The organism is Bacillus sp. FJAT-49711, from assembly GCF_018343715.1.
In the GTDB taxonomy this organism is placed as follows: Bacteria; Bacillota; Bacilli; order Bacillales; family Bacillaceae_C; genus Lederbergia.
This window is the reverse complement of record NZ_JAGYPL010000008.1, coordinates 61,553-88,090: the sequence shown is the minus strand read 5'-3', so window position 1 is coordinate 88,090 and position 26,538 is coordinate 61,553. Positions and strand designations below refer to the sequence as shown.

General features: G+C 39.8%; 22 protein-coding genes, 3 tRNA genes, 2 rRNA genes, 1 other RNA gene, 1 pseudogene and 1 other annotated feature. Of the genes and pseudogenes, 24 read left to right on the top strand and 5 right to left on the bottom strand.

Annotated features, from left to right (window positions below; genetic code table 11):
• From KHA96_RS22930 to KHA96_RS22920, 3 genes are all read left to right on the top strand, one after another.
• Positions 1-2,165, top strand: a 23S ribosomal RNA gene (locus KHA96_RS22930); the annotation flags it as partial.
• A gap of 225 nt (positions 2,166-2,390) precedes the next feature.
• Positions 2,391-2,506: ribosomal RNA gene (gene rrf, locus KHA96_RS22925) — 5S ribosomal RNA — on the top strand.
• Positions 2,507-2,836: 330 nt separating this feature from the next.
• Positions 2,837-3,019: a hypothetical protein gene (locus KHA96_RS22920; RefSeq protein WP_213131653.1), complete on the top strand. Its 183-nt coding sequence runs from the start codon at positions 2,837-2,839 to the stop codon at positions 3,017-3,019.
• A gap of 75 nt (positions 3,020-3,094) precedes the next feature.
• Here the strand turns inward: KHA96_RS22920 and KHA96_RS22915 are convergent, their stop codons facing one another.
• Positions 3,095-4,048: a YaaC family protein gene (locus tag KHA96_RS22915; protein WP_213131652.1), complete on the bottom strand. Its 954-nt coding sequence runs from the start codon at positions 4,046-4,048 to the stop codon at positions 3,095-3,097.
• 109 nt (positions 4,049-4,157) lie between these two features.
• On the opposite strand from KHA96_RS22915, the gene guaB reads away from it, so the two are divergent.
• From guaB to serS, 5 genes are all read left to right on the top strand, one after another.
• On the top strand, positions 4,158-5,624 hold the full coding sequence (gene guaB / locus KHA96_RS22910; RefSeq protein WP_213131651.1) for an IMP dehydrogenase: 1,467 nt from the start codon (positions 4,158-4,160) through the stop codon (positions 5,622-5,624).
• Positions 5,625-6,140: 516 nt separating this feature from the next.
• Positions 6,141-7,439, top strand: coding sequence for a serine hydrolase (locus KHA96_RS22905; RefSeq protein ID WP_213131663.1), 1,299 nt, complete (start codon positions 6,141-6,143; stop codon positions 7,437-7,439).
• A 226-nt stretch (positions 7,440-7,665) separates the two neighbouring features.
• Positions 7,666-8,547, top strand: a complete 882-nt coding sequence (gene pdxS / locus KHA96_RS22900; protein WP_213131650.1) for a pyridoxal 5'-phosphate synthase lyase subunit PdxS — start codon at positions 7,666-7,668, stop codon at positions 8,545-8,547.
• Between the two features lies 1 nt (position 8,548).
• Positions 8,549-9,163: a pyridoxal 5'-phosphate synthase glutaminase subunit PdxT gene (gene pdxT / locus KHA96_RS22895; protein ID WP_213131649.1), complete on the top strand. Its 615-nt coding sequence runs from the start codon at positions 8,549-8,551 to the stop codon at positions 9,161-9,163.
• 24 nt (positions 9,164-9,187) lie between these two features.
• Positions 9,188-9,402, top strand: a binding site (T-box leader).
• 52 nt (positions 9,403-9,454) lie between these two features.
• Positions 9,455-10,729, top strand: coding sequence for a serine--tRNA ligase (serS, locus tag KHA96_RS22890; RefSeq protein ID WP_213131648.1), 1,275 nt, complete (start codon positions 9,455-9,457; stop codon positions 10,727-10,729).
• A gap of 62 nt (positions 10,730-10,791) precedes the next feature.
• Here the strand turns inward: serS and KHA96_RS22885 are convergent.
• Positions 10,792-12,125, bottom strand: a pseudogene (locus KHA96_RS22885) (IS3 family transposase).
• Positions 12,126-12,361: 236 nt separating this feature from the next.
• On the bottom strand, positions 12,362-13,195 hold the full coding sequence (locus KHA96_RS22880) for an SDR family NAD(P)-dependent oxidoreductase (RefSeq protein ID WP_213131647.1): 834 nt from the start codon (positions 13,193-13,195) through the stop codon (positions 12,362-12,364).
• A gap of 99 nt (positions 13,196-13,294) precedes the next feature.
• On the opposite strand from KHA96_RS22880, the gene KHA96_RS22875 reads away from it, so the two are divergent.
• Both KHA96_RS22875 and KHA96_RS22870 read left to right on the top strand, forming a co-directional pair.
• The gene (locus KHA96_RS22875) at positions 13,295-14,272 is read left to right on the top strand and encodes a helix-turn-helix transcriptional regulator (RefSeq protein WP_213131646.1); all 978 of its coding nucleotides are present in this window, start codon (positions 13,295-13,297) and stop codon (positions 14,270-14,272) included.
• 99 nt (positions 14,273-14,371) lie between these two features.
• Positions 14,372-14,464 (top strand) — tRNA-Ser (locus KHA96_RS22870).
• Positions 14,465-14,527: 63 nt separating this feature from the next.
• On the opposite strand, the gene KHA96_RS22865 is transcribed toward KHA96_RS22870, so the two are convergent.
• Positions 14,528-15,811 (bottom strand): glycosyl hydrolase family 18 protein, encoded by a 1,284-nt coding sequence (locus KHA96_RS22865; protein WP_213131645.1) that lies wholly within the window; start codon positions 15,809-15,811, stop codon positions 14,528-14,530.
• A gap of 114 nt (positions 15,812-15,925) precedes the next feature.
• Between KHA96_RS22865 and tadA the strand changes: the two genes are divergently transcribed.
• The 10 genes from tadA (at position 15,926) to KHA96_RS22815 (ending at position 22,925) form a co-directional block, all read left to right on the top strand.
• Positions 15,926-16,411: a tRNA adenosine(34) deaminase TadA gene (gene tadA, locus KHA96_RS22860; protein ID WP_213131644.1), complete on the top strand. Its 486-nt coding sequence runs from the start codon at positions 15,926-15,928 to the stop codon at positions 16,409-16,411.
• A gap of 90 nt (positions 16,412-16,501) precedes the next feature.
• Positions 16,502-16,767: signal recognition particle sRNA large type (gene ffs / locus KHA96_RS22855), an RNA gene on the top strand.
• A gap of 160 nt (positions 16,768-16,927) precedes the next feature.
• The gene (locus tag KHA96_RS22850; RefSeq protein ID WP_213131643.1) at positions 16,928-18,625 is read left to right on the top strand and encodes a DUF2207 domain-containing protein; all 1,698 of its coding nucleotides are present in this window, start codon (positions 16,928-16,930) and stop codon (positions 18,623-18,625) included.
• Positions 18,626-18,798: 173 nt separating this feature from the next.
• Positions 18,799-19,017: a helix-turn-helix transcriptional regulator gene (locus KHA96_RS22845; protein WP_249315895.1), complete on the top strand. Its 219-nt coding sequence runs from the start codon at positions 18,799-18,801 to the stop codon at positions 19,015-19,017.
• Positions 19,014-19,478 carry a DUF2178 domain-containing protein gene (locus KHA96_RS22840; protein ID WP_213131641.1) on the top strand — a complete coding sequence of 155 codons (465 nt, stop codon included), beginning with the start codon at positions 19,014-19,016 and terminating at the stop codon, positions 19,476-19,478. Before KHA96_RS22845 ends, KHA96_RS22840 begins: the two co-directional genes overlap by 4 nt.
• A gap of 239 nt (positions 19,479-19,717) precedes the next feature.
• Positions 19,718-21,400 (top strand): DNA polymerase III subunit gamma/tau, encoded by a 1,683-nt coding sequence (dnaX, locus tag KHA96_RS22835; protein ID WP_213131662.1) that lies wholly within the window; start codon positions 19,718-19,720, stop codon positions 21,398-21,400.
• Positions 21,401-21,425: 25 nt separating this feature from the next.
• Complete coding sequence (locus tag KHA96_RS22830) at positions 21,426-21,743, top strand: YbaB/EbfC family nucleoid-associated protein (RefSeq protein WP_213131661.1); 318 nt, start codon at positions 21,426-21,428, stop codon at positions 21,741-21,743.
• 11 nt (positions 21,744-21,754) lie between these two features.
• Positions 21,755-22,351: a recombination mediator RecR gene (gene recR, locus KHA96_RS22825; RefSeq protein ID WP_213131640.1), complete on the top strand. Its 597-nt coding sequence runs from the start codon at positions 21,755-21,757 to the stop codon at positions 22,349-22,351.
• 18 nt (positions 22,352-22,369) lie between these two features.
• On the top strand, positions 22,370-22,585 hold the full coding sequence (locus KHA96_RS22820) for a YaaL family protein (RefSeq protein ID WP_213131639.1): 216 nt from the start codon (positions 22,370-22,372) through the stop codon (positions 22,583-22,585).
• A gap of 76 nt (positions 22,586-22,661) precedes the next feature.
• A complete protein-coding gene (locus KHA96_RS22815) occupies positions 22,662-22,925 on the top strand; it encodes a pro-sigmaK processing inhibitor BofA family protein (RefSeq protein ID WP_213131638.1) in 264 nt (87 codons plus the stop codon).
• An 87-nt stretch (positions 22,926-23,012) separates the two neighbouring features.
• Here the strand turns inward: KHA96_RS22815 and KHA96_RS22810 are convergent, their stop codons facing one another.
• Positions 23,013-23,864: an aldo/keto reductase gene (locus KHA96_RS22810; RefSeq protein WP_213131637.1), complete on the bottom strand. Its 852-nt coding sequence runs from the start codon at positions 23,862-23,864 to the stop codon at positions 23,013-23,015.
• A 200-nt stretch (positions 23,865-24,064) separates the two neighbouring features.
• Between KHA96_RS22810 and KHA96_RS22805 the strand changes: the two genes are divergently transcribed.
• From KHA96_RS22805 to KHA96_RS22790, 4 genes are all read left to right on the top strand, one after another.
• Positions 24,065-24,138 (top strand) — tRNA-Ile (locus KHA96_RS22805).
• A 17-nt stretch (positions 24,139-24,155) separates the two neighbouring features.
• Positions 24,156-24,228, top strand: a tRNA-Ala gene (locus tag KHA96_RS22800).
• A 376-nt stretch (positions 24,229-24,604) separates the two neighbouring features.
• Positions 24,605-24,778: a sigma factor G inhibitor Gin gene (locus tag KHA96_RS22795; RefSeq protein ID WP_481748262.1), complete on the top strand. Its 174-nt coding sequence runs from the start codon at positions 24,605-24,607 to the stop codon at positions 24,776-24,778.
• Positions 24,779-25,068: 290 nt separating this feature from the next.
• Positions 25,069-26,496 carry an aminotransferase class I/II-fold pyridoxal phosphate-dependent enzyme gene (locus KHA96_RS22790; RefSeq protein WP_213131635.1) on the top strand — a complete coding sequence of 476 codons (1,428 nt, stop codon included), beginning with the start codon at positions 25,069-25,071 and terminating at the stop codon, positions 26,494-26,496.
• Positions 26,497-26,538 lie beyond the last annotated feature (42 nt).

Below are 26,538 nucleotides of genomic sequence, written 5' to 3'. Positions count from 1 at the left end.
CTGGAGGCCCGAACCCACGTACGTTGAAAAGTGCGGGGATGAGGTGTGGGTAGCGGTGAAATTCCAATCGAACCTGGAGATAGCTGGTTCTCTCCGAAATAGCTTTAGGGCTAGCCTCAAGGAGAAGAGTCTTGGAGGTAGAGCACTGTTTGGACTAGGGGCCCTCATCGGGTTACCGAATTCAGACAAACTCCGAATGCCAATGACTTATCCTTGGGAGTCAGACTGCGAGTGATAAGATCCGTAGTCAAGAGGGAAACAGCCCAGACCGCCAGCTAAGGTCCCCAAGTATCCGTTAAGTGGAAAAGGATGTGGAGTTGCTTAGACAACCAGGATGTTGGCTTAGAAGCAGCCACCATTTAAAGAGTGCGTAATAGCTCACTGGTCGAGTGATTCTGCGCCGAAAATGTACCGGGGCTAAACGGATCACCGAAGCTGCGGATTGACATCTTTGATGTCAGTGGTAGGAGAGCGTTCTAAGGGCGGTGAAGCAAGACCGGAAGGACTTGTGGAGCGCTTAGAAGTGAGAATGCCGGTATGAGTAGCGAAAGAAGGGTGAGAATCCCTTCCACCGAATGCCTAAGGTTTCCTGAGGAAGGCTCGTCCGCTCAGGGTCAGTCGGGGCCTAAGCCGAGGCCGAAAGGCGTAGGCGATGGACAACAGGTTGATATTCCTGTACCACCTTTTTACCATTTGAGCAATGGGGGGACGCAGGAGGATAGGGTAAGCGCGCTGTTGGATATGCGCGTCCAAGCAGTTAGGCTGGGGTGGAGGCAAATCCTTCATCCTAAAGCGGAGCTGTGATGGCGAGGGAAATGTAGTACCGAAGTTCCTGATTCCACACTGCCAAGAAAAGCCTCTAGCGAGGTAAAAGGTGCCCGTACCGCAAACCGACACAGGTAGGCGAGGAGAGAATCCTAAGGTGATCGAGAGAACTCTCGTTAAGGAACTCGGCAAAATGACCCCGTAACTTCGGGAGAAGGGGTGCTCCTAGGGGTGAATAGCCCTAGGGAGCCGCAGTGAATAGGCCCAGGCGACTGTTTAGCAAAAACACAGGTCTCTGCGAAGCCGCAAGGCGAAGTATAGGGGCTGACGCCTGCCCGGTGCTGGAAGGTTAAGAGGAGCGCTTAGGTGCAAACCGAAGGTGCGAATTGAAGCCCCAGTAAACGGCGGCCGTAACTATAACGGTCCTAAGGTAGCGAAATTCCTTGTCGGGTAAGTTCCGACCCGCACGAAAGGCGCAACGATCTGGGCACTGTCTCAACGAGAGACTCGGTGAAATTATAGTACCTGTGAAGATGCAGGTTACCCGCGACAGGACGGAAAGACCCCGTGGAGCTTTACTGCAGCCTGATATTGAATGTTGGTGCAGCTTGTACAGGATAGGTAGGAGCCTTGGAAACCGGAGCGCCAGCTTCGGTGGAGGCATCGGTGGGATACTACCCTTGCTGTACTGACCTTCTAACCCGCACCCGTAATCCGGGTGGGAGACAGTGTCTGGCAGGCAGTTTGACTGGGGCGGTCGCCTCCTAAAGAGTAACGGAGGCGCCCAAAGGTTCCCTCAGAATGGTTGGAAATCATTCGTAGAGTGTAAAGGCACAAGGGAGCTTGACTGCGAGACCTACAAGTCGAGCAGGGACGAAAGTCGGGCTTAGTGATCCGGTGGTTCCGCATGGAAGGGCCATCGCTCAACGGATAAAAGCTACCCCGGGGATAACAGGCTTATCTCCCCCAAGAGTTCACATCGACGGGGAGGTTTGGCACCTCGATGTCGGCTCATCGCATCCTGGGGCTGTAGTCGGTCCCAAGGGTTGGGCTGTTCGCCCATTAAAGCGGTACGCGAGCTGGGTTCAGAACGTCGTGAGACAGTTCGGTCCCTATCCGTCGCGGGCGCAGGAAATTTGAGAGGAGCTGTCCTTAGTACGAGAGGACCGGGATGGACGCACCGCTGGTGTACCAGTTGTCTTGCCAAAGGCATCGCTGGGTAGCTATGTGCGGACGGGATAAGTGCTGAAAGCATCTAAGCATGAAGCCCCCCTCAAGATGAGATTTCCCATCGCGCAAGCGAGTAAGATCCCTGAAAGATGATCAGGTTGATAGGTCCGGTGTGGAAGTGTGGCGACACATGGAGCTGACGGATACTAATCGATCGAGGACTTAATCTAAATTAAAAAGCGGAAGCGCCTGTTCATCGACGTACAAACTGCAGGGGCTTTGACTGAGATAAAGGAAACACGATAAGCCGTAAGGCGAATCGATGTTGACTTATCGTAGGGAAAAGACCCGGAAGTTGGCTAGTCGATAGGCGCTGGAGCTAGATTCGAAAAAGGTTTGTTTTCTCTATTATCTGGTTTTGAGGGAATGAAAGATTTCTCTTAACTGAATACTTGTCTGGTGACGATGGCGAAGAGGTCACACCCGTTCCCATCCCGAACACGGAAGTTAAGCTCTTCAGCGCCGATGGTAGTAAGGGGTCTCCCCTTGCAAGAGCAGGACGTTGCCAGGCAATTTAAGACATTCTCAAATGAGGATGTCTTTTTTTATCTGTTAGAGATGCCGAAGGCATCAAAGAAGAAGCGCACACAATGTAAGCGAGGGTCAGGAGGACCAAGAAGATCGAGGAATCAAGGGAGAGAGACTCGGAATGGGCTATGCCCATGAGAATCGAACGAGCGCGGATGACGAAGAGATTCGCTTGTCAACATGATCGGCGGCGCGAACATGGAAGTTAAGCTCGCGCGCCGATGGCCGATGGTAGTAAGGGGGTCTTTCCCTTGCAAGAACAGAACGTTGCCAAGCAATCAAAGACATTCTCAAATGAGGATGTCTATTTTAAATGAAAAAATATAGGTCCATCGGGAATAAAGGAGCGATTCACGACGAACTCAAAAAAATACAAAGTTTTATCGAGAATAAAGGAATAACTCGCGACGAAATTCGAAAATCACAAGGTTTCATCGAGAATAAAGGGATAATTCTCGATGAAATCAGGAAATTAAAAGCTTTCATCGTAAATTAAAGCGAAATTTATGAAGAGATTAGAAAATTGCTCAGCCGTAATATTCCTTATCTATACATTCATGAATTTACCCCTCTACAATAGCTTCTTCCTTAAATATTCCTCAACAATTAATGGTCCTTTCTTTTCTGTGATTTCGAGAAATGATTTAATAATAGGATAATCTGAGTTTGGCGTTGTTTTTATTAAATCAATCCACCATTCTGTTTCATACCGGGAAATCATGCTTAAATTATAGAGCAAGAGGTAATGGACGATCATATCCGGAAGCTCCATATTAGAATACTTTTCTGCAGGAATATAAAGGTTTTGGTTAAAAATATGATAGCGAAAAGGAGGGGAGATCATTCCTTGTTTTTGAAAAGCTGGCAGCTTTAGTTTTTCCTCTTCCCATATTATTACCTCTGAATATTTCCCATTTAAATATTCTTTTAATCTTTTTCCATCCATATAGTAGGAATCGTAGATTTCTTTCGGAATTCCCCATTTATTATCATCCATCCGTTCAAGGGCTATCATATTCGGTTGCCTCAAAATATGCAGCATAACATCATCTAACTCAACAACTAACTTTAGAAGGTCTATCATATGAAATTTTTCACCTTCTAAGTGTTTCACGTGGAACAGTTGTTCCGAAAAAAATGTGCAGAGGCCGTTTTTTTGCACTTTAATTTCGTCATGCAAAAATTTATAATGGCGTTTTTTTCGTTTCCTTGTTGTTACTCCATGGGCTAATACGGAAGTAGAATTTGGATAAAATGGATCAACTGTAAGAAGGCAGGCTTTAATTAAGTGAATAAGGCCATAAAATAATAAAATAGGTCTAATGGATAATGGTGATAAAGATGCTTGTTTATAAAATACTTCTCCTTGTTCAAGATAGTACATAAAGGCAAAGCAATTATCGTAACTTTTCGTTTCGATATCCTTATTTTCTATTTCCTTATAACATTTTTTTAAAAAATGCTGTGTCGTTTCAGCTGATTGATAAACAGTAAAGCGTTTCCATACATCATCTTCAATATGCAAGCTTACTACCTCCAAATTATTTGAAAAATAGAACATCATGACATATCCTTGACAGTATTTTAACCAATTGATAACCTACTAATAATATTTTGGGCAGGGGGACGAAAAAATGTGGGAATCAAAGTTCGATAAAGAAGGTTTAACATTTGATGATGTACTATTAATTCCGGCAAAATCAGAAGTTTTACCTAAAGATGTAAGTATGAAAGTAGAGCTGACTAAAACGTTGAAGTTGAATATTCCCATTATTAGTGCGGGAATGGATACCGTTACTGAATCTCAAATGGCTATTTCAATGGCACGACAAGGCGGTCTTGGCGTTATTCATAAGAACATGAGCATCGAACAGCAGGCTGAACAAGTGGATAAAGTAAAACGTTCTGAGAGCGGTGTTATTACGGATCCTTTCTTTTTAACTCCTGAACATAAAGTGTACGATGCTGAACATTTAATGGGAAAATATCGGATTTCAGGTGTTCCGATTGTAAACAATGAAGAGGACCGAATTTTAGTAGGGATCATTACGAATCGTGATATGCGTTTTATCCAAGACTATTCTTTATTAATTACAGATGTGATGACGAAGGAAAATCTTGTAACTGCTCCAGTAGGAACTTCTCTTGCTGAAGCTGAAAGCATTTTACAGCAACATCGTATTGAAAAATTGCCTCTTCTTGATGAAAAAGGTGTTTTACAAGGATTAATTACGATTAAAGACATTGAGAAAGTCATTGAATTCCCGAATTCTGCTAAAGATGATCAAGGTAGATTATTAGTAGGAGCTGCTGTTGGTGTAACAAAAGATACGATGAAACGAGTGGAAATGCTTGTTAAATCCCAAGTGGATGTCATCGTAGTGGATACAGCACACGGACATTCAGCAGGCGTTATTTCGACTGTAAAAGAAATACGTAATCAATTCCCTAGTTTAAATATTATTGCAGGAAATGTAGCAACAGCTGAAGCTACAGCTGAACTATTTGAAGCGGGTGCAGATATTGTCAAAGTGGGAATAGGGCCTGGTTCGATTTGTACGACACGTGTTGTTGCGGGAGTTGGAGTGCCGCAAATTACCGCGGTATATGACTGTGCATCAGAAGCTAGAAAACGTGGCAAAGCGATCATTGCAGACGGTGGAATTAAATATTCAGGAGATATCGTAAAAGCATTGGCTGCAGGTGGACATGCTGTCATGTTAGGAAGCATGCTTGCGGGAACGTCTGAAAGCCCTGGAGAAACAGAAATTTTCCAAGGACGCCGTTTTAAGGTTTACAGAGGAATGGGTTCAGAAGCAGCGATGGAAAAAGGTTCAAAGGATCGTTATTTCCAAGAAGATGCGAAAAAATTTGTGCCTGAGGGAATCGAAGGTCGTCTTCCATATAAAGGGCCTCTCGCTGATACGCTATATCAGTTAACTGGTGGTTTACGGTCAGGAATGGGTTATTGCGGCGCAGCGAATTTACAGGAGCTTCGCGAATATGCTCAATTTATTAAAATGACAGGAGCTGGTTTAAGAGAAAGCCACCCTCATGATGTACAAATTACGAAAGAAGCTCCAAACTATTCTATTTCATAATTTTTGTTGGAAAGATGTCATATTTTGTGTCAAAGGTGCTTTCGCTTTTCATTTTCTAGCTCCAGCGCCTATCGACTAGCAAACTTCTTGTCCTTCTCTCTATGATAAGGTGGGCGGATTCGCCTTGCAGTGCTTGCTGCAGGTGTCAGCCACTCGCGGTAAAATAACCTGAGGCGATAAAAGGTCAAAGAGCGACTTTTTTTGACTCAGAACATTTGCTTGTCGGGGCAGATCAGGCGCCTTCCGCTTTTCATGGCTCATTGTGTTTCTTTATTCCAGTGGAAGGCCCAAATAAGGAACGTCGATAGGCAAGGCGCTTTCGCTTTTAAGTAATGGTGGGACCATGTGCTTCCATGCTCATGAGTTTCTACCATTTTTTTGTTAGGGATGAAATACCTTTGTCGTCTACAAAATCATCCCTATCTATGTTAAAATGACAAAGGTGTACATATTACGTTGGAGGGCTAACTTGTGAAAAAAAGATCGTACAAAATTTTTGTTGCTTTATCCTTGGCCATGTTAATGCTATTAAGTTCGATACAATTACCAAATCGCGCTTTTGCGCAGGATTCTTTAAATATAAATGCTGATGCTGCTATTCTCATAGAAGCAAGTACTGGCAAGGTCCTATATGCTAAAAATGAAGATACGGCTCTCGGGATTGCGTCTATGACGAAAATGATGACTGAATATATTATGTTTGAAGCGATACATGATGGAAAAATTAAATGGGATCAAGAACAAACGATTAGTGATTATGTCAATAAAGTATCAGTTGATACAAATCTATCAAATGTTCCACTTGAAAAAGGGAAAAAGTTTACAATACGTGAATTATATGAAGCAATGGCGATTTACTCTGCAAATGGTGCAACGATTTCGATTGCCGAAGCAATTGCTGGTTCAGAATCAAAATTCGTTAAAATGATGAATGATAAAGCAAAAGCACTTGGTTTAAAAAATTTCAAATTTGTTAACTCTACTGGATTAAATAATCGTGATTTAAAAGGAATGCACCCTGATGGAACAGGTGCAGAAGATGAAAATGTCATGTCAGCTAGATCTACTGCACAATTAGCTGCATATTTATTAAGAGACTATCCGGAAGTATTGGAAACGACAAGCATTACAAAAAAAGAATTCCGTACAATGCCGGGTGAGATGAAAAACTGGAACTGGATGCTTCCAGGATTGGTTTATGGGTACGACGGTGTAGATGGACTTAAAACGGGTACGACTGATTTTGCAGGCTACTGCTTTACAGGTACTGCAAAACGGAATGATTTAAGAGTCATCACTGTTGTCATGAATGCTAAAAATGCACAAGGTCAAGGTGATTATAAGTCCCGTTTTGATGAATCTAAAAAAATGATGGAATATGCTTTTACTAATTTTTCAATTAAGGAACTTTATCCGAAAAATTATGTTATCAAGGGCGATAAGTCATTACCTGTAACAAAAGGGAAAGAGAAGTCCGTTAACATTTATACAGACAAACCTGTAAAAGTAGTAGTAAAAAATGGTGAAGAAAAATCATATAAACCAGCCTTTAAGGTTGATAAAAAGAAATTGAATAAAGAAAAGCAATTAACAGCTCCAATCAAGAAAAATGAAGAAGTAGGTACACTTGAACTCGTTTATAACGGAGAAAATGATTTCGGCTACCTATCAAAAGACTTTGCACCAAAAATTAAAGTCGTCACTCAAGATAAAGTTGACAAAGCAAATTGGTTCGTATTAATGATGCGCGGAACCGGTGGATTTTTCTCTGACATTTGGACAAGCGTAACAAAAACTGTGAAGGGCTGGTTCTAAAATTGTGCGAGTGCCAGGCACTCAAACAATTTCGGATCAATTCTGAATAGTGTCGGAGTTGTTTGAGTGCCTGGCACTAAAAACAGCTAATTTCAATCGTGTAGTGGGGTTGGGGTTAGCTGTTTGGCTATATTGACACGTAGGTGTTTTTATAGTTAACTAAGATTATTCCGATAGTATTAATGAGATAATAAAATTTTTTTTATAAAAAAAGGGGCGACTGGGAATGAAAACTGGAACAGATCGGGTGAAACGCGGCATGGCAGAAATGCAAAAGGGCGGCGTTATCATGGATGTAGTCAATGCGGAGCAGGCAAAGTTGGCGGAGGAAGCTGGAGCGGTAGCGGTTATGGCGCTTGAGCGGGTTCCATCTGATATTAGAGCAGCAGGTGGAGTTGCTAGAATGGCTGATCCAACGATTGTTGAAGAAGTAATGAAGGCAGTTTCCATTCCAGTTATGGCAAAGGCTAGAATTGGCCATATTGTAGAAGCTCGCGTTTTGGAAGCAATGGGTGTTGATTATATTGATGAAAGTGAAGTTTTAACTCCTGCGGATGAAGAATTTCATTTAAATAAAAAGGACTATACTGTTCCATTCGTATGCGGATGCCGTGATTTAGGCGAAGCAGCTCGCCGTATTGGTGAAGGTTCTTCCATGCTTAGAACGAAAGGTGAACCGGGAACAGGCAATATCGTTGAAGCCGTTCGCCATATTCGTAAAGTAAATGCACAAGTTCGTAAAGTTGTTAATATGAACGAAGACGAGTTGATGACGGAAGCAAAACTTCTTGGCGCACCATATGAGCTTTTATTGGAAATTAAGCGTCTTGGCCGCTTGCCAGTTGTAAATTTTGCAGCGGGTGGGGTAGCAACACCAGCGGATGCTGCTTTAATGATGCAGCTTGGAGCTGATGGTGTTTTTGTAGGATCAGGTATTTTTAAATCTGAAAATCCTGCGAAATTTGCACGTGCGATTGTTGAAGCAACAACTCATTATCAAGATTATGAATTGATTGCAGAGCTATCAAAAGGTTTAGGTACTGCGATGAAAGGTATTGAAATTTCTACGCTTACAAAAGAAAATCGTATGCAAGAGCGCGGGTGGTAATATGATTACGGTCGGCATACTCGGATTGCAGGGAGCGGTTCGTGAACATGTAAACGCCGTAGAGCAATGTGGAGCGAAAGCCGTTGTTGTAAAAACGGTTGAGCAACTAGCAGAACTCGATGGATTAATCCTTCCCGGCGGAGAAAGCACGACGATGCGCAGATTGCTGGATCAATATCACTTTATGGAACCTTTGAAGGAATTTGCAGCAAGTGGGAAGCCGATGTTTGGAACATGTGCGGGATTAATCTTGCTTGCAAAGCGGATTGGGGAAACTGAGGAAGTCCATTTAGGTTTGATGGATATCACGGTTGAGCGAAATTCCTTTGGACGTCAGCGTGATAGCTTTGAGGCAGATATCGCTATAGCGGGAGTAGCAGATTCTATGACAGCTGTTTTCATTAGGGCGCCCCATATCGTTGAAGCTGGAGAAAACGTTGAAATTCTTGCGAAATATAACGGCAGAATTGTTGCAGCGAAAGAAGGTCAGTTCCTTGGTTGTTCATTCCATCCAGAATTAACGGATGACATTCGTTTTACGCAATACTTTATCGATATGTGTAAAGATGGTAAGGAAAGTATTGAGAAAAAAGTTGCAATCGATGTTTCGATGTAGTATAGTATGAGAAAATTTATCATGATTAATGCGATGAGAGGAAATAGTAGCAAGTATTGTAGCCTTTAGAGAGCCGATGGTTGGTGAGAATCGGCGGCGCATACTGTGAATCCATCCTCGAGTAAAATGCCGAACGCTTTTATGCCTGTAAGCATTTTCGGTTCAGAGCCGTTATTGATTAAGTGGAAGGCGAAAGCTTTCAATTTGGGTGGCAACGCGGGTAAACTCTCGTCCCTTTTTCGGGGACGGGAGTTTTTTGATGTTTCAGGAAAAATTTAGGAGGAAATGAAAATGCTTGATATTAAGTTATTGCGTGGCAATTTAGAAGAAATTAAAGCTAAACTGCAGCATCGTGGTGAAGATTTAAGTGATTTAGATAAATTTGAGACATTGGATCATAATCGCCGGGAGGCCATTGTAAAAGTAGAACAATTAAAAAGTAAGCGGAATGAAGTATCTCAACAAATCGCTAAGATGAAAAAAGAGAAACAAAATGCAGATGATTTAATCACTGAAATGCGTACGGTTGGCGAAGAAATAAAATTGCTTGATACGACGATTCGAGAAGTGGAAGAAGAGTTGGATCACTTAATGCTGTCTATCCCGAATATTCCCCACGAAAGTGTACCTGTTGGCGAAACGGAAGATGATAATGTGGAAATCCGCCAATGGGGGGACGTTCGAGCGTTTGATTTTGAACCGAAACCACATTGGGAAATTGCCGGAGAGCTTGGAATTTTGGATTTTGAACGAGCAGCGAAAGTAGCAGGCAGCCGGTTTGTTTTTTATAAAGGATTAGGAGCGCGCTTGGAGCGGGCACTTGCTAGCTTTATGCTAGATCTTCATATCGAAGAACATGGATATGAAGAAATCATGCCTCCATATCTTGTGAATCGTGCAAGCTTGACTGGGACTGGGCAGCTTCCAAAATTTGAGGAGGATTCTTTTCTAGTCGAGGAAGAAGATTATTTCTTAATTCCAACCGCGGAAGTGCCTGTCACAAATTATTATCGTGATGAAATTATTGACGGTGATCGTCTTCCTATAAACTACGCCGCTTATAGTGCTTGTTTCCGTTCTGAGGCTGGTTCTGCTGGTCGCGATACACGCGGTCTTATCCGTCAGCATCAATTTAATAAAGTGGAATTAGTGAAGTTTGTAAAACCTGAGGAATCTTATGCGGAGCTTGAGAAATTGACGAGCCATGCAGAAAAAGTATTACAGCTTCTTAAGCTACCATACAGAGTGTTGAGCATGTGTACAGCAGATCTTGGTTTTACAGCTGCCAAAAAATATGACTTAGAAGTATGGATTCCGAGCCAAGAAACATACCGAGAAATTTCTTCTTGCTCAAACTTTGAAGCATTTCAGGCAAGACGGGCGAATATTCGTTTCCGTCCTGAACCAAATGCAAAGCCGCAGCATGTCCATACATTAAATGGATCTGGTTTGGCGATTGGAAGAACAGTAGCAGCGATTTTGGAGAATTTCCAGCAAGCTGATGGAACAGTCATCATTCCAGAAGTACTTCGTCCATATATGAGGAATAAGGAAGTAATTGATTAATAAAGGAACCCTGTGAAAAGATTAAAATGTACCCTTTGTAAAGGACACTTTTAAAAAAGCCCTTAGGCAACTTGAATAAGATGATGTCTGTATTGTGCAGGCGTCATCTTTTTTAAGTTCCATTGACCTCGATAATGATTGTAATAGGTCATATAACTCTTAATCTCTTGTTTTACATCTTCTAATGTTTCGCAGTTTCTCATATCTATTTCATCTTTAAAATGACCAAAGAATGATTCTTGTGGTGCGTTATCCCAACAGTTACCACGACGTGACATGGATTGACCTAATCCCATTTTCTTCACAAGCTTTTGGAATTGAGGGCTTGTATAATGAACACCTTGATCTGAGTGAATGAATGCACCAGCAGCTAGTTTTCTACCATTCTTTTTTAATTTCTTTACTGTATTTAGAGCGATATCCAACGTGATTTTATTTGATACTTCATATGCTAGAATTTCATTAGTTTCGCCATCTTTAATCGCAGATAAATAGGCACGTTTTCCTTTTCCATGATTTAAATATGTAATGTCTGTTAATAATACTTTTCCAGCGATTCCCTGCTTAAATTGGCGGTTTAAAAGGTTAGGTAATGTCCGATGTTCCTTTGTTGCTTTAACCATTCGTCGATATGGATTGGCTTTTCGGATTGGGCAAATAATCTTGAACTTCTTCATAATGCGACGAATTCGTTTTAAGTTATACGTAATTTGATATTGATTTTCTAATGTCATTTTAATTTGACGTGCACCTTTTGGGCGACGGCGGAAATTAAATGCCTTTAAAACGACTTCTTTAACTGCTTCATCTGCTTGGTGTCTTTCCTGTCTTTTTGCCTCTGCTTCAACTGTAAAGTAACGGTAATATCCTGAACGGGAAACACCAACTAGTTGACAAAGATAGCGGACCATTCTTGTTAAATCATATTTTTCAATGACTGTATGTATCAGTTGGAATTTCAGTTCTGCTGTCAATTTTATTTTTTCTTCTTCAACATCCTTTCTGCTAATTCGATCTTTTTTAGCAGTTCATTTTCTGCACTTAGAATGGCATTCTGTGCTTCTAATCTAGCATATTTTTCTTCTAAACTTAATTCTCGCTCCAGTGGACGTCCTGAACTACATTTACGTGAGTCTTCTAGCCCAAACACACCATTTCTCCTATAAGCTGCACGCCAGCGCTTTAAAGCTGATTTCGCTCGCTGAATTCCCAACATGTCAATATCAAACCCTGCAGCTTCAAAGATTTCTCGTGAATTTTTTCCTTCTTCATATTCTTTAATTGAGATTGTCTTAAATTCATCTGTATATGTAATTCCTTTTTCACTAACAGCCTTTACGTAAGGGTGTTACTTAAGTAATTTTTGTTCTTGTTCAGTAAATAATTTCTTTGACATATGATCCGCCCCATCTAGTTGTTATTTTCATTATAAATAAAAACACCCCATAAGAGAGACTTTTTTTAAGTGTCTATCTTATAGGGTACATTTTAGATATCACAGGGTTTTTTGTTTTATATAATTTTGAACTTAATTTATTGCTGTCTAACTAAGCGCATATAACTAGCATACCTCTTGTCCATGTAAGGGAATATCGATTGGATTGGTGTTGTAGAGAGAATTAGTAAAAGAATTTATATTGTAAACGAAGGAATATATCGTCCATCTATATCAGTAAAATAGTATTCCTTGGCTAAATCACCTGTTTTTAGCAGTTGTCCGCTTTTCTCCATAACATTAGGATCTTCTGCCAACGCCACAATTCCACGTCCAACATAATAAGGGGTTTCGGTTCTTCTTAATTCTTCAGATTCGTGCCAGTGCTCTTCATCTGCTTTATGGTGCTTTAACACAAGCTCCGTTCTCATAAATCCAGGGGAAACGGCTAAAACAGCTATGTTGTCTTGTTTTAATTCTATTGAAAGACAGTAGGCCATTCGATTTAATGCGTTTTTGGCTAAATCGTAATAAAATTGTCCAGTATACTTGTTATCATCCCAAAAGGTCGTATGAATGATGAGGGCTTGTTTATTTTCACGAAGTAATGGAATTGCGAAATGATTCGTAGCAAGTTGGGCACGTACACCAGAAGTGAACATTGTATCCCAGTTCTTCAATGGCAATTCCCAAAAGGGTCCGGCTACAACTCCAAGGTCATGGGCTCCCCAAACATTATTGATTAAAATATCTAGCTTTCCTTGTTCTTTGCGAATTTGATGAATAACCGCTTCAGTCTCTGAATCGTTCGTGTGGTCACAGCGCACTGCTATAGCTTCTCCACCAAATTCTTCTATTTGAGCAGCGGTATCGTCGATTGTACCAGGCCAATCATGGGTGGATTCCCCTATGATGCTGCGTCCGGTTACATAAACTGTTGCTCCAGCTTTTCCTAATTCCACGGCAATGCCACGGCCAGCGCCTCTACTTCCCCCTGTAACTAAAGCAACTTTTCCGGTTAATGGTCTCATTAAATCAGTCCTTTCACAAGTATATATTAATCATACATTGCTATTCTTGACATCTAATGTCATATTTAATTAAAAAATAAAAGGAAGGTGAGGAGCAAGGTGAGGGGAGATCGGTTAGTATCGATTCTTTTGCTATTACAGGCGCAAGGTCAAATGACAGCAAAAGAATTAGCGGAGAGATTGGAAGTTTCCGAACGAACCATTTACAGGGATATGGATGCATTAAGTGGAATAGGGGTTCCGGTATTGGCTGAACGTGGTAAAAATGGAGGATGGTCATTATTAGAAGGATTTCAAACAACCTTAACTGGATTGAAAGAGCCAGAAATACATGCTTTACTCGTATCTCCATCTACAGCACTACTGGATGATCTAGGCATGGCTAGTACATCGAATGAAGCGAGAAATAAATTGATAGCGTCACTTCCTTCGATATATCGCGAAAATGCGAGAGAGGTATGGAATCGTATTCATATTGATACAACATCTTGGCGCAGGCAAAAAGAAAAAACAGTTTCCTTTGAAATCTTAAAAAAGGCAATATGGAAGGAACATAAAATAACAATCGTATACGAGCGTGCAGACGGAAAGACGGATGAGCGAATAGTAAACCCACTAGGATTAGTAGCCAAAGGAGATCTCTGGTACTTTATAGCATCCAAGGAAAATGGCGACATACGAAATTATCGAGTATCACGGATTCACAATGCTGAACTTCTTAATGGAACTTTTAAAAGGCCAAAAGATTTTGATCTTGCTGAATACTGGGAGTCATCAACAAAGAACTTTTTAAATCAACTTTCCAGTTATGAAGTGTTGGTAGAGGTCATGCATTCTATTTTACCGAGAATAACCTTTACAGGGCGCTTCGCACGTGTAATAGAAGTCGGAAATAGAGTTGGGAAGGATTGGATACCTGTTAAACTTGCTTTTGATACTGAAGAAGAAGCAAAAGGATATATTTTGGGGTTTGCAGACCAAATAAGGGTTATTGAACCTAAAGAACTCCGTAAAAGGATTCTTGAAATGGCGGAATCCACTGTCACGTTTTATAAAAATGAGATTTCCATTTTTTAATTTTGAATAAAAAACAACGTTATAATATATTTTCTACTAACTCTGTAATTTTTAGTTGACTTTAATACTTGGCGCTGATAAAATATTTTTTGTTGCCATGGAGGAATACCCAAGTCTGGCTGAAGGGATCGGTCTTGAAAACCGACAGGCGGGTTAAACCGCGCGGGGGTTCGAATCCCTCTTCCTCCGCCATAACATTAACATTGCATAATTTGGAGATAGAAAACCCGCTGCGTCTTAACAGCGGGTTTTTGATTACTTTTTTACGACATGGAAGTTATCGGTAATGAGGAGCCAGTTTTGTGGGAAGGATAAGCCAAGCTTCCAATAACTTACTCCTCGAAGCTTTAATTCTTTTACAAGATCAAACTTTGCTTGAATGGAACGTGCGTCTTCAAACCATACTTCATGCTTTTTACCATCCTGTGCAGTATACGTAAAAAACGGTGCCTGTGATTTTTGATCGTATTGGATGGAAGCATTATTAGCAGCGGCTATTTCAATTGCTCGTTGTGGACTGACAGCTTTTGCTGTTGTCCCTTTTACAAACGGGAGAGTCCAATCATACCCATATAAATTTTGTCCCATTAAAATTTTGTTGGCGGGGATCTCAGAAATCGCATAATTTAATACGTCGCGTACAGGCCCAATTGGTGAAACGGCCATCGCTGGACCACCGCTATATCCCCACTCATACGTCATGATGACAACATAATCGACAATTTCTCCGTGTGCTTTATAATCATGTCCTTCATACCATTCACCTTTTTGCGTAGCGCTAGTTTTCGGTGCAAGTGCAGTTGAAATCATTAACCCTTCGTTATGCAAGCGGTCACGAGCAGTCCTTAAAAAACGATTATAGGCTTCACGGTCCCCTGGATAAAGTCGTTCGAGGTCAAAGTGAACATCTCCAAAGCCGACTCTTTTCGCCTCTTTAATAATATTATTCAAAAATGTATTTTGGACTTGTTGGTTCGTAAGTAGAGTGTGAGCTAATTCAGAGCTAAATTGTCCACCCTCTTGGTTGGCAACGACCATGACTAAAGTGTTGCGATTTGCCCGAGCAATGGCAGGGAAATTATTTAGTGGCGGTGAAGTTAATGACCCATCGCTCTTTGCCAAATAGCCGAATGGAGATAAATACGTTAAATATGGTGCAGCCTGTCTTGCACTTGTTTCAAGAGCGGCTGAGACAGTATTCCCAAATGGTTCGACATAGGCATTAAATTCCCGATTTGATTTCGCCCTTTGGGGAATATAAAGACGTAAGCCGATATGAATTGGCCGATTCAAGGGAATACCGTTAATGCGAGCAAGTTCTTGATAGGGGACTCCAAATTTCTGTCCAATAGACCAAAGGCTGTCCCCGCTTTGTACCCAATAAAAACTTCCTACGATTGGAATAACTAGTGCCTGGCCTACAACTAGTTTATCAGGATTAGGAAGTTCATTTGCTTCTGAAATCGTATTAGCTGGCAAGCTATATCTTAGAGCGATTGAAGTTAATGTCTGATTAGGCTCGACAATATGAATTTGCATCTTTTCGCCTCCTTAAACCAAAGAAATGGTTGTAACCATTTTATGAGGTGAAAATTGGGATTAGACATGATTTATATGTAAAATAAAAGATATTCATGGACGAGGAGCAATTCAATGGAACAAATAGATGAACAATATATGCGAGCAGCGATCTTGGAAGCAGAAAAAGCAAGAGACTGCAATGAAGTACCAATAGGAGCGGTTATTGTATTAGACGGAGAAATAATTGCCGCTGCCCACAATCTAAGGGAAACAGAGCAAAATGCAACGGCTCACGCCGAAATTTTAGCAATTGAAGAAGCTTGTAAAAAATTAGGAACATGGAGATTAGAAAACGCTGATTTATACGTAACACTAGAACCATGTCCAATGTGCAGCGGGGCGATTATTTTATCAAGAATAAAAAAAGTTGTGTACGGAGCTGCCGATCCAAAAGCAGGATGTGCGGGAACATTGATGAACCTACTTCGGGACGAACGATTTAATCATCAAAGCGCAGTTGTGGAAGGTGTATTAAAAGAGGAATGTGGGAAACTATTAAGTGATTTTTTTCGAGAATTGAGAGAAAAAAAGAAAATGGAAAAAGAAAGCAAACAGTAACGACTGAGAGACATTGATTTATTAGCAAAAAGATAGTATACTAATTGATACGCGGAACTAGTTTCGCTAATGAATATGGTATCAATTTTGCCGTGCTAGATGGGGATGTAGCGGAGCCCTGTAACCCGCAATCCGCTCCAGCGGGATTGAATTCCTTCCCGAGGCTGTTGTACTGTAGGGTCTGCCTCAAGTAAGTGGTGTTGACATCTGGGTCCTGCGCAATGGGAATCTACGAACCATGTCAGGTCCGGAAGGAAGCAGCATTAAGTGGAACCTCTCATGTGCCGCAGGACAGCCTGGATTGAGCTAACTGCTTGAGTAACGCTTATGGTACACAGTCAGAGGAAGGTGTGCGGCAGTTTAAATTGTATACAAAAACTCATTCACTTTGTGGATGGGTTTTTTTGTGCAAAGCTAAAATATTGAATGAAGGCCCTGCCTCAGGATTCCTATGTGCTATTCTAGTTGAATCTTTTTTCGTTTTTATTCGTAATTGTGGGTATGGGGTGATGACAAATGAAAAGAAAAGCACTATTCTTTTTAGCTATTTTTTTTATTCTAATAATACCTACACAGGCGTTTGCAGTAGATTTTTCTATTACAAACACGAAAATTGACGCTTACCTTCTTGAAAATGGTGATACGAACGTAGTAGAAGTTCATGATTATTCGTTTGAAGGTAAATTTAATGGAATAACCCGAGAAATAATCCCGAAAAAAGGTGCGAAAATTACCGAATTTAGAGCGGATGAAGATGGAGAACCGCTAAGAGTGGAAAAAGAGGGGCATTTATACAAAGTCCACCGAAAAGGAAAAAATGAACATATAAAAGTGAAGATACAATATACGATAAAGAAAGGTTTAGAAAAAAATGCTGATATGACAGAGTTTTATTGGCCATTTTTTGATAACAGAAATGAATCTTCTTATGAAAATATGACAATAACGATTCATCCACCTAAATCCACCGATGATGTAATTGCATTCGGATATGATAAGGCTTTTCATAAAGAGGTTTTTAAAGAAGATGGGATTGTTCAATACAATCTTGGATACGTACCAGCAAACGAAAATGGCGACATTAGAATAGCTTATGATTCCGGTCTTTTTACAGCTATGAAATTAGACTCTAATTCCAATATTAAAGAAAGCCTTTTACATCAAAAGGAAGCTTTGGAAGTGAAAGCAGCAAAATTTAAAGAAGGGCAAAAGAAAGCTTCCTCATTTGGAATGATAGCTCTTCCGGTTATGTTGGCGCTTTTTAGCGGCTTACTATTAATGGAGTATATTCGTTCAAAACGTTTGAATGCGCTCGTACATCAAAAAGTGCAAAAAGAACAATTACTAGTTCCACAACAGAAAATGAGTATACCAGCCACCATTATGCATACAGGAGCATTAACTTCAGAGAGTGTGACAGCAGCTTTATTAGATCTTGTTCGAAAAGGAAATGTGGACCAAGTAGCTGATGATGAATTTAGGCTTGTAAACAGAAATGTAGAGCACCATCATGAAGAAATTGTGATTGAATGGCTATTTGACGATATGGGGAAAGATGGGCGATTTTGTACGGAGCACTTAAATGAATATATTGACAAAGAAAAAAATCTACCAAAATATTATCAAAGATTTGAGAGCTGGCGTAAAGCTGTAAAAAAAGAAATTGATAACTTCGGAATAAGTGAAAATAAACGTGTCGTTAAAGGAATTTTTGCTAGTCTAGCCTTTTTAGTGCTTCCGATAATGATTATTTTTATGAACTATGATTTTTATTTTTGGATGATCATCACTGTAATACTGTTTATATTTGGTGTTAGTATGGCGATTTTTTACAGGCCTCTTTCATTCGAATGCCGTATGATAAAAAGGGAGTGGAACGACTTTTTAATTCGACTCAATGATATTAAGAGTTCTGAGTGGCAAAAAGTATCGAGAGATACAAGAATGAGAGCAATCATATATGAATCAGGAATGTCCAGTAAATCTCGCATAGAAAGTCAAAGTAATTTACAGCCATGGCAGTCAGAAATTGGCGGGGCGGATCAATCCTTATTAATGTATTGTTTATTCACAGGGCCAATTCTGACATCTGGATTTAACAGTGCAGATGAGAAATACAGAAAATTACAAGCAGCTTCAAATTCAGATAGTAGTGTCTCCACTGGAAGCGGAGGCGGTATAGGTGGTGGAGGCGGGGGTTCAGGTGCCTTTTAATGTGCGTGTGGCTAGATCTTTCCTATAGAGAGATCTGGTTTTTTTTATTTCATATAAACATACGTATGGAAAATCTTCAACATAAATGTTAAATTGACTTTACATTTTGTGAACTATAACATACAATACATGTAAAATGTTAATTCAACTTAACATTGAAGGAGGAGGATTGTTTGTTACTTCGAAACCGTGTCAAAGAATTAAGAGCTCGTTTCGGGTACTCGCAAACAGATCTAGCAGACCTTGTTGGTGTAACTCGTCAAACGATTGCCGCAATTGAAAAAGGAGACTATGTTCCTTCATTATTGTTAGGAATGACGATTTGTAAAGTGTTTAATCTTCCGATGGAGGAAGTCTTTTGGTTGGAAGTTCAGGAGGGGGAGAAAAAATGAAAAAAGCACTACTTTCATTGATCGCAAGTTTATTGTCTCTTGTTTTAATCGGATGGGGAATTTCGGCTATCTATGATGCTAATCTGCAATTTGCCAATATTATCAAAAAGCCGGAACCTCCTTGGGAAATATTGATTAATACTACTCCGTTCATCTTTCTTTTTATATTTGTCGTGATTGTTTCTATTTTTTATTCAAGGAAAAAGAAAAAGCAAAAAAATATAACTTTTTGGCTATATCCTTTTGAATTTTCAGAGGCTGATGAGCGAGAACGGCAAATATCAGGAGAAGCATGCAGAAAAGCCTTCGTGTCTACAATGATAACGGCACCGTTTGCTGCAATTTTACTTGTTTTCTATCCGTTTATTGAGAGTAGCTTTTCATACTATCCAATAATAATCATCCTCATGATTCCAGCCATCCAAGTTATTGTGTATTACTTAAATATAAGAAGAATTTGATGATGCATTTTAAATCTTTAAGCTCATTTTTATTTTATGTATATAAAAAATGTCATTCCCCGGGAAATAATAGCGAAAAATGACGAAAACGCAAATTTACTGCTGAACGCAGTTGAGAATCCAATTTTTATTTATAATACTTCTTTTCAACTTAACAAGGATATTCATTTTGAAAATGCATCCCTAAATAAGGTATAATAAAAGAACGGGAAAAGAACGGCTAAAAAGAGGAGGGGAGTATCGTGTACCAAGCACTTTATAGAGTATGGAGACCACAATCATTTGCGGATGTGATAGGACAAGAACATGTGACGAAAACATTGCAAAATGCTCTCCTCCAACAAAAAACCACCCATGCCTATTTATTTTCTGGGCCGCGTGGGACAGGTAAAACGAGTGCGGCTAAAATTTTAGCTAAAGCAGTCAATTGTGAGAGAATGCCGATAGCTGAACCATGTAATGAATGTTCAGCTTGTCGCGGGATCATGGATGGGTCGATTCCAGATGTTATTGAAATCGATGCTGCCTCTAATAACGGGGTCGAAGAAATCCGCGATATTCGCGATAAAGTAAAATATGCACCGAATGCCGTTCCGTATAAGGTCTATATTATTGACGAGGTGCATATGCTTTCAATTGGTGCATTTAATGCCCTCTTGAAAACATTAGAAGAACCGCCGAAACATGTCATTTTTATTTTGGCGACAACCGAGCCTCATAAAATACCGCTAACAATCATTTCCCGATGCCAACGCTTCGACTTTAAACGGATTACAGCTCAAGATATCGTTGGAAGAATGTCTCATATAGCAACTGAATCTGGGCTGCAGTATGAAGATAAGGCATTGCATATCATTGCACGTGCTGCCGGCGGCGGAATGCGGGATGCATTAAGTTTGCTGGATCAAGCTGTTTCTTTTAGTTCGGATCGTGTGACTGTAGAAGATGCACTAACGGTAACAGGCTCAGTTTCACATAATTATTTGAATAAAATAGGCAGATCGATTTATGAAAAAAATATTCCGGAAGCTTTATCAACACTTGAAAAATTGATGCTTGAAGGAAAAGATCCAGCGAGATTTGCAGAAGATATGATTTTGTATTATCGAGATATTCTTCTTTATAAAACGGCTCCTAACCTGGAGGAATCATTGGAACGTGCCATGCTTGATGATGATTTCAAAAGGCTCTCAGAAGAAATGCAACCGGAGCAAATATATGATTATATTGATACACTGAATAGTACTCAGCAAGAAATGAAATTTTCGAACCATGCCCGTATTTACTTAGAGGTTTGTTTAGTTAAGTTATGCCAAACAGTATCAAAGAACACGGTCGAGCTAACTGGAGTTCAAGAATTATATGCTAAAATCGATTCGCTTGAAAAAGAAATCAATGAATTGAAAACAAACCGGCCAATCGTTGAGGAAGCTTCCCAGACCCAGTCTCCTAAAAAAACAGCTCGTGCATCAAAAGAGTTCCGAGTAAATACGCGGATGATAAGAGAAATTTTGACGGATGCGACGAGAGAGGATTTAAATTCTGTCAAGAGTCAATGGGGGGTATTATTGGAGAGGCTAAATAGCAGGCAAATGCGCTCTCAGTCTGCTCTGCTCATTGATGCTGAACCAGCAGCAGCTTCGTCAAATGCATTCATTTTAAAATTTAAATATGAGATACATTGTAAAATGGCGATGGAAAATCAGGCATTCTTAAATATTACATCAAGTATCCTTGAAGAAATTACAGGGAAAAAGCTTCAGTTTGTCGGGGTTCCAGAAGATCAATGGATGCAAATTCGTGAGGAATTTTTACAAAATCAAACACAAGATGGAAAGAAAAATGAGGAAGAACATGAGGATCCGTTAATAGCAGAAGCAATGAAGCTAGTGGGTGCCGATCTTATTGAAATCAAAAACTAAATGATTATTTGGAGGTAGTGTCATGATGCGAGGAATGGGAAATATGCAAGGCATGATGAAGCAAATGCAAAAAATGCAAAAGAAAATGGCGGAAGCCCAAGAAAAACTAGGTGAAGAGCGAATTGAAGGGACAGCTGGCGGAGGCATGGTGACAGTCGTTGTCTCGGGCCATAAAGAAATCGTTGAAGTGAATATTAAAGAAGAAGTGGTAGACCCTGAAGATATCGAAATGCTGCAAGACCTTATTCTTGCGGCAACGAACGATGCGTTAAAGCAAGCGGAAGATTTAACAAATCAAACAATGGGACAATTCACTAAAGGAATCAACCTTCCAGGGTTTTAGGAGGTTTCATTATGCATTATCCAGAACCAATATCAAAGCTGATCGACAGCTTTATGAAACTGCCGGGGATTGGGCCGAAAACAGCAGCCCGCCTGGCATTTTTTGTTCTTAATATGAAAGAAGAGACTGTATTAGACTTTGCAAAAGCCCTTGTTAATGCAAAACGTGACTTAGGCTATTGTTCCGTTTGTGGTCATATTACTGACCAGGACCCGTGTTATATTTGTAAGGATCCGCGCCGCGACCGTAGTGTTATTTGTACGGTTCAGGAGCCGAAAGACGTCATCGCGATGGAAAAAATGAAGGAATACAATGGACTATACCATGTTTTACACGGCTCGATTTCTCCGATGGAAGGGATTGGACCTGAGGATATTAACATTCCGGATTTGCTAAAGAGACTTCAAGATGAGGTAGTTCAAGAGGTGATTTTGGCAACAAATCCGAATATTGAAGGTGAAGCTACTGCCATGTATATATCGCGTCTCTTGAAACCGTCTGGAATCAAAGTAACAAGAATTGCCCATGGACTCCCGGTTGGTGGAGACTTAGAGTATGCTGATGAAGTGACGTTGTCAAAAGCACTTGAAGGCAGAAGAGAAATCTAGATTCGGAGGAATCTTGAAGTGTTTAAGAAAAAGCAAAAACTCCGTAAGGATTATGATCAAAAATTAATTGAGCTGATGGATACTACAAAAAATGATTGGATGATTCAATCTCAGCTTATTAAGTTAAGTATCGAAAAAAGTGAAGATTTAGAGGCAATTACTGAACTTGCTAAAGCGAAATACTTTTTTCTATTTCAGGAAGCGAAAAAAAGAAAGATCGCCATCATTAAATAACGGATTTAATCAAAAGTTCTTTTCGGACAATCCTATCATACAATGAATTAAAGGATAGATTCGGGAGGGACAGGTTTTGGAGTCAATTATTATTATATCTGCCATATGTGTGTTGATTATTTTCTTATTAATAGCTGGCTTGCCGGGCAAGGTTTTAAAGTGGATCGGCCAAGCTTGTATGAAACTAGTGATTGGGGCATTATTTCTATTTTTCTTGAATGCTATTGGAAATCAATTTGGATTATCTGTACCAATCAATTTTGCTACTTCCGCAATCTCTGGATTCTTAGGAATACCAGGGGTAGCGGCGCTAGCGATGATTCAATTATGGATTTTGTAAACTCCACTCATATGAAAGTGGAGTTTTTTATTTTTGAAACAAAAGTGTCGAGTGTTGTGTTTCTATACATCTAGAATTATTTATTCCTTAAATATTGAGTTTACGAGAGCCAATCCATTTAACAATTTCAGGATCATTATGGGAAAAGAATAAGCTTTTCTTCATATCTAATGATGCAATTTTTTTCATATCTTCTAGACCTAATCCAAAGTCAAAAATATTGAAGTTTTCGATGATTCTTTTCTTATGAACAGACTTTGGAATTGCCACAACTCCCCTTTGAGTCAGCCAACGTAAAATCACTTGAGCAACAGATTTATTATGCTTTTTGGCTATTGACATTAACACTTCATTTTCGAACATGTTATTTTTTCCTTCAGCAAAAGGCCCCCAAGACTGTATTTGAATATTATTATCTTTCATAAATTCAGCACTTTCTATTTGCTGGCAGAAAGGGTGTGTTTCAACCTGATTAACGGCAGGAACAACATCATTGTGAACCATTAAATCCATAAGACGATCCATCTGGAAATTACTAACCCCAATTGCCCGGACCTTACCGTCATGATACAATTCTTCCATTGCACGCCAAGATCCATGTACATCTCCAAATGGCTGGTGAATTAAATACAAATCCAAATAATCCAATTGAAGTCTTTCCAGTGATCTGGCAAATGCTTTCTTTGTGTTTTCGAAACCTGCGTCCTGAACCCAGAGTTTTGTCGTAATAAACAATTCCTCTCTCGGAACACCACTCTGCTTGATTGCTCTTCCAACTGCTTCTTCATTCAGATAAGAGGCAGCGGTATCAATTAAACGATAGCCAGCCGTAATAGCTTCATAAACACTTTGTTCACATTCATTAGCAGCCTGGATCTGAAAAACCCCAAAGCCTAGTACAGGCATCTCTACACCGTTGTTCAAAATGACTTTTTGCATTATGTATCTTCCTTTCATAATAAATTCTTATAGTGTTGTATCTTATTATGCAATAATTGAAAAAACCGCTGTATCACATTTGTATCAAATGATTGCATGATCCTCTCACAGGCTTAGCGTATTTTTTCCAAATGCGCATAATTGACACTATAATTTAACCGTGTTAGGATATAAAAGTCGTTTGTAAATTTTAAAAATGTGGGCCTGTAGCTCAGCTGGTTAGAGCACACGCCTGATAAGCGTGAGGTCGGTGGTTCGAGTCCACTCAGGCCCATCATTCCACATTAATACGGGGCCTTAGCTCAGCTGGGAGAGCGCCTGCCTTGCACGCAGGAGGTCAGCGGTTCGATCCCGCTAGGCTCCATCGAAAAGCGAAAGCGCCTTGCTCATCGACGTACAAACTTCAGGGCCTCTGACTGAGATAAAGGAAACACGACGAGGAACGAGTCGATGTTGACTTATCGTAGGGAAGAGGGCAAGAAGTTTGCTAGTCGATAGGCGCTGTAGCTAGACAAAGAAAAGCGGAAGTCCATAACTATGTAAAAGTAAAAGGACATGATTTGGTGTACACCCATTTCATGTCCTTTTTTACTGTTTTAATCTTTTTAAATCGAGTACAAACACAGCAACCGTCCCAATTGCATACAATTAGAATGCAGGAATTGTAATATGTAAAATCTTAAAAATAGTGTATACAAATAAAGGGAAATGCACAAACTAACATGTATGGAGGTGGAGTTGTGGAAAAATGCATAATTTGTGAGGATACGGGGAAGCAAGGTATTCATCTTTATACATCTTTTATTTGTACAGATTGTGAGAAAGCTATGATTGCCACAAGTACGAAGGATCCGATTTATAAATATTATATTAAACAATTAAAAGCGATCTCAGAAACGAAGATATTTTCATAAGGCTCTTTTCTCTAACATTGTTGCTATATTATATAAATTTTATTAATGAGAAATGGATTTTGCCATTAGATTCAATAATTTAGTTGAGAAAAGAACTGCCAACTTCAGAAGAACCGCTAAACTTCCTTATTAAATGTAAAAGCCGTCTTTTGGGCTTTTACAAAGAAACTTTACAAAGACAACCTTTTATAAACTTACGAATGCCCAGGCTAAAAAGAATACAGCCTGGCTTTTTGCTGTCTAAAGAGTAGAATATAAGGAAAGAAATGAAGTAAGAAAGAGGTTTTTATATGCAGCAAAAGAATATGCCTCTACAGAATAGCTTGATTACACATATTTCGAAAAAACCAATTTCCTTCCATGTGCCTGGACATAAGAATGGTGAATTACTCGGGGAAGAAAGTTTGTTTAAGGACTTTGCTCAATTTGATGTTACTGAACTTACAGGCTTAGATGATTTACATGATCCACAGGAAGCAATTAAGGAAGCTCAACATTTACTGACAAAGCTGTATAGATCCAAAAAAAGCTATTTCCTTGTGAATGGCAGTACAGTAGGGAATTTAGCGATGATTTTAGCTGCTTGTCACGAAGATGATACTGTTTTAGTGCAGCGTAACTGCCATAAATCGATCTTGAATGGCTTAATGCTGGCAAAAGTAAAACCTATTTTCTTTTCACCCGAAATGAATGAAAAGCTATCGATCCCTGCTGGACCAAGTCCAAAACTTATACAGCAAGCTATCAATAAATATCCGCAAGCTAAAGTATTGATACTCACGTATCCTGATTATTATGGACAAGCGTTTAATATGAAAGAAATTATTGATATAGCCCATATGAATAATATAATTGTACTCATTGACGGGGCTCACGGTGCACACTTTCTATTAGGAGATCCGTTTCCACGATCGTCGCTTGAGTTTGGAGCTGATATCGTTGTTCATTCTGCGCATAAAACATTGCCAGCGATGACGATGGGGTCTTATTTACATATTAATAGTGAAAGAATATCAGAGCAAAAAGTTGAATTTTATTTAAATGTTCTGCAGTCAAGCAGCCCTTCTTATCCAATTATGGCTTCACTTGATTATGCACGGTATTTTGTGGGTAATTTTACTAAAGAGGATATGAATTTTTTCATTCAGGAAAGGCACTTATTTATTAGGCAATTAGAAGAAATTCCAGGACTTACTGTCATCGCAAGCGATGATCCGTTAAAATTAATATTGCGTCACGAAAGCTTATCGGGCTTTCAATTACAGGAACAGCTTGAAAAGGTTAGAGTTTTTCCTGAACTGGCTGACCTTTATCAAGTATTGCTAATTCTCCCTTTAATAAAAGAAGGATTAAGTTTTCCATTCAAGGAAAGCATTGAAAGAATTCGTCAGCTTTCTACGGAATTAACGACAATATCGAATGAGAACAACATTGTTTTTAGATTAAAAAACCCTTTCGACCTAATGGAGTTGTCTTATTCCTACAAGGATATGCTCGATATGTCTTATGAATGGATAAATGTGGAGCAATCCACGGGAAGAATTGCGGCAAAAATGATCGTTCCCTATCCTCCAGGTATTCCACTGTTTTTACCTGGGGAAAGAATTTCGGATGAGCATCTTGCTTATCTTCGCAAACTCATGAAGTCTGGTGCACGTTTTCAAGGTGAAGCGGAATTAAAACAAGGAAAGATTGCGGTTTTTCTTGAAGTCCACTAAGCCTCACATTATACTAAAACCACATCTAGCACTGTTTATGGA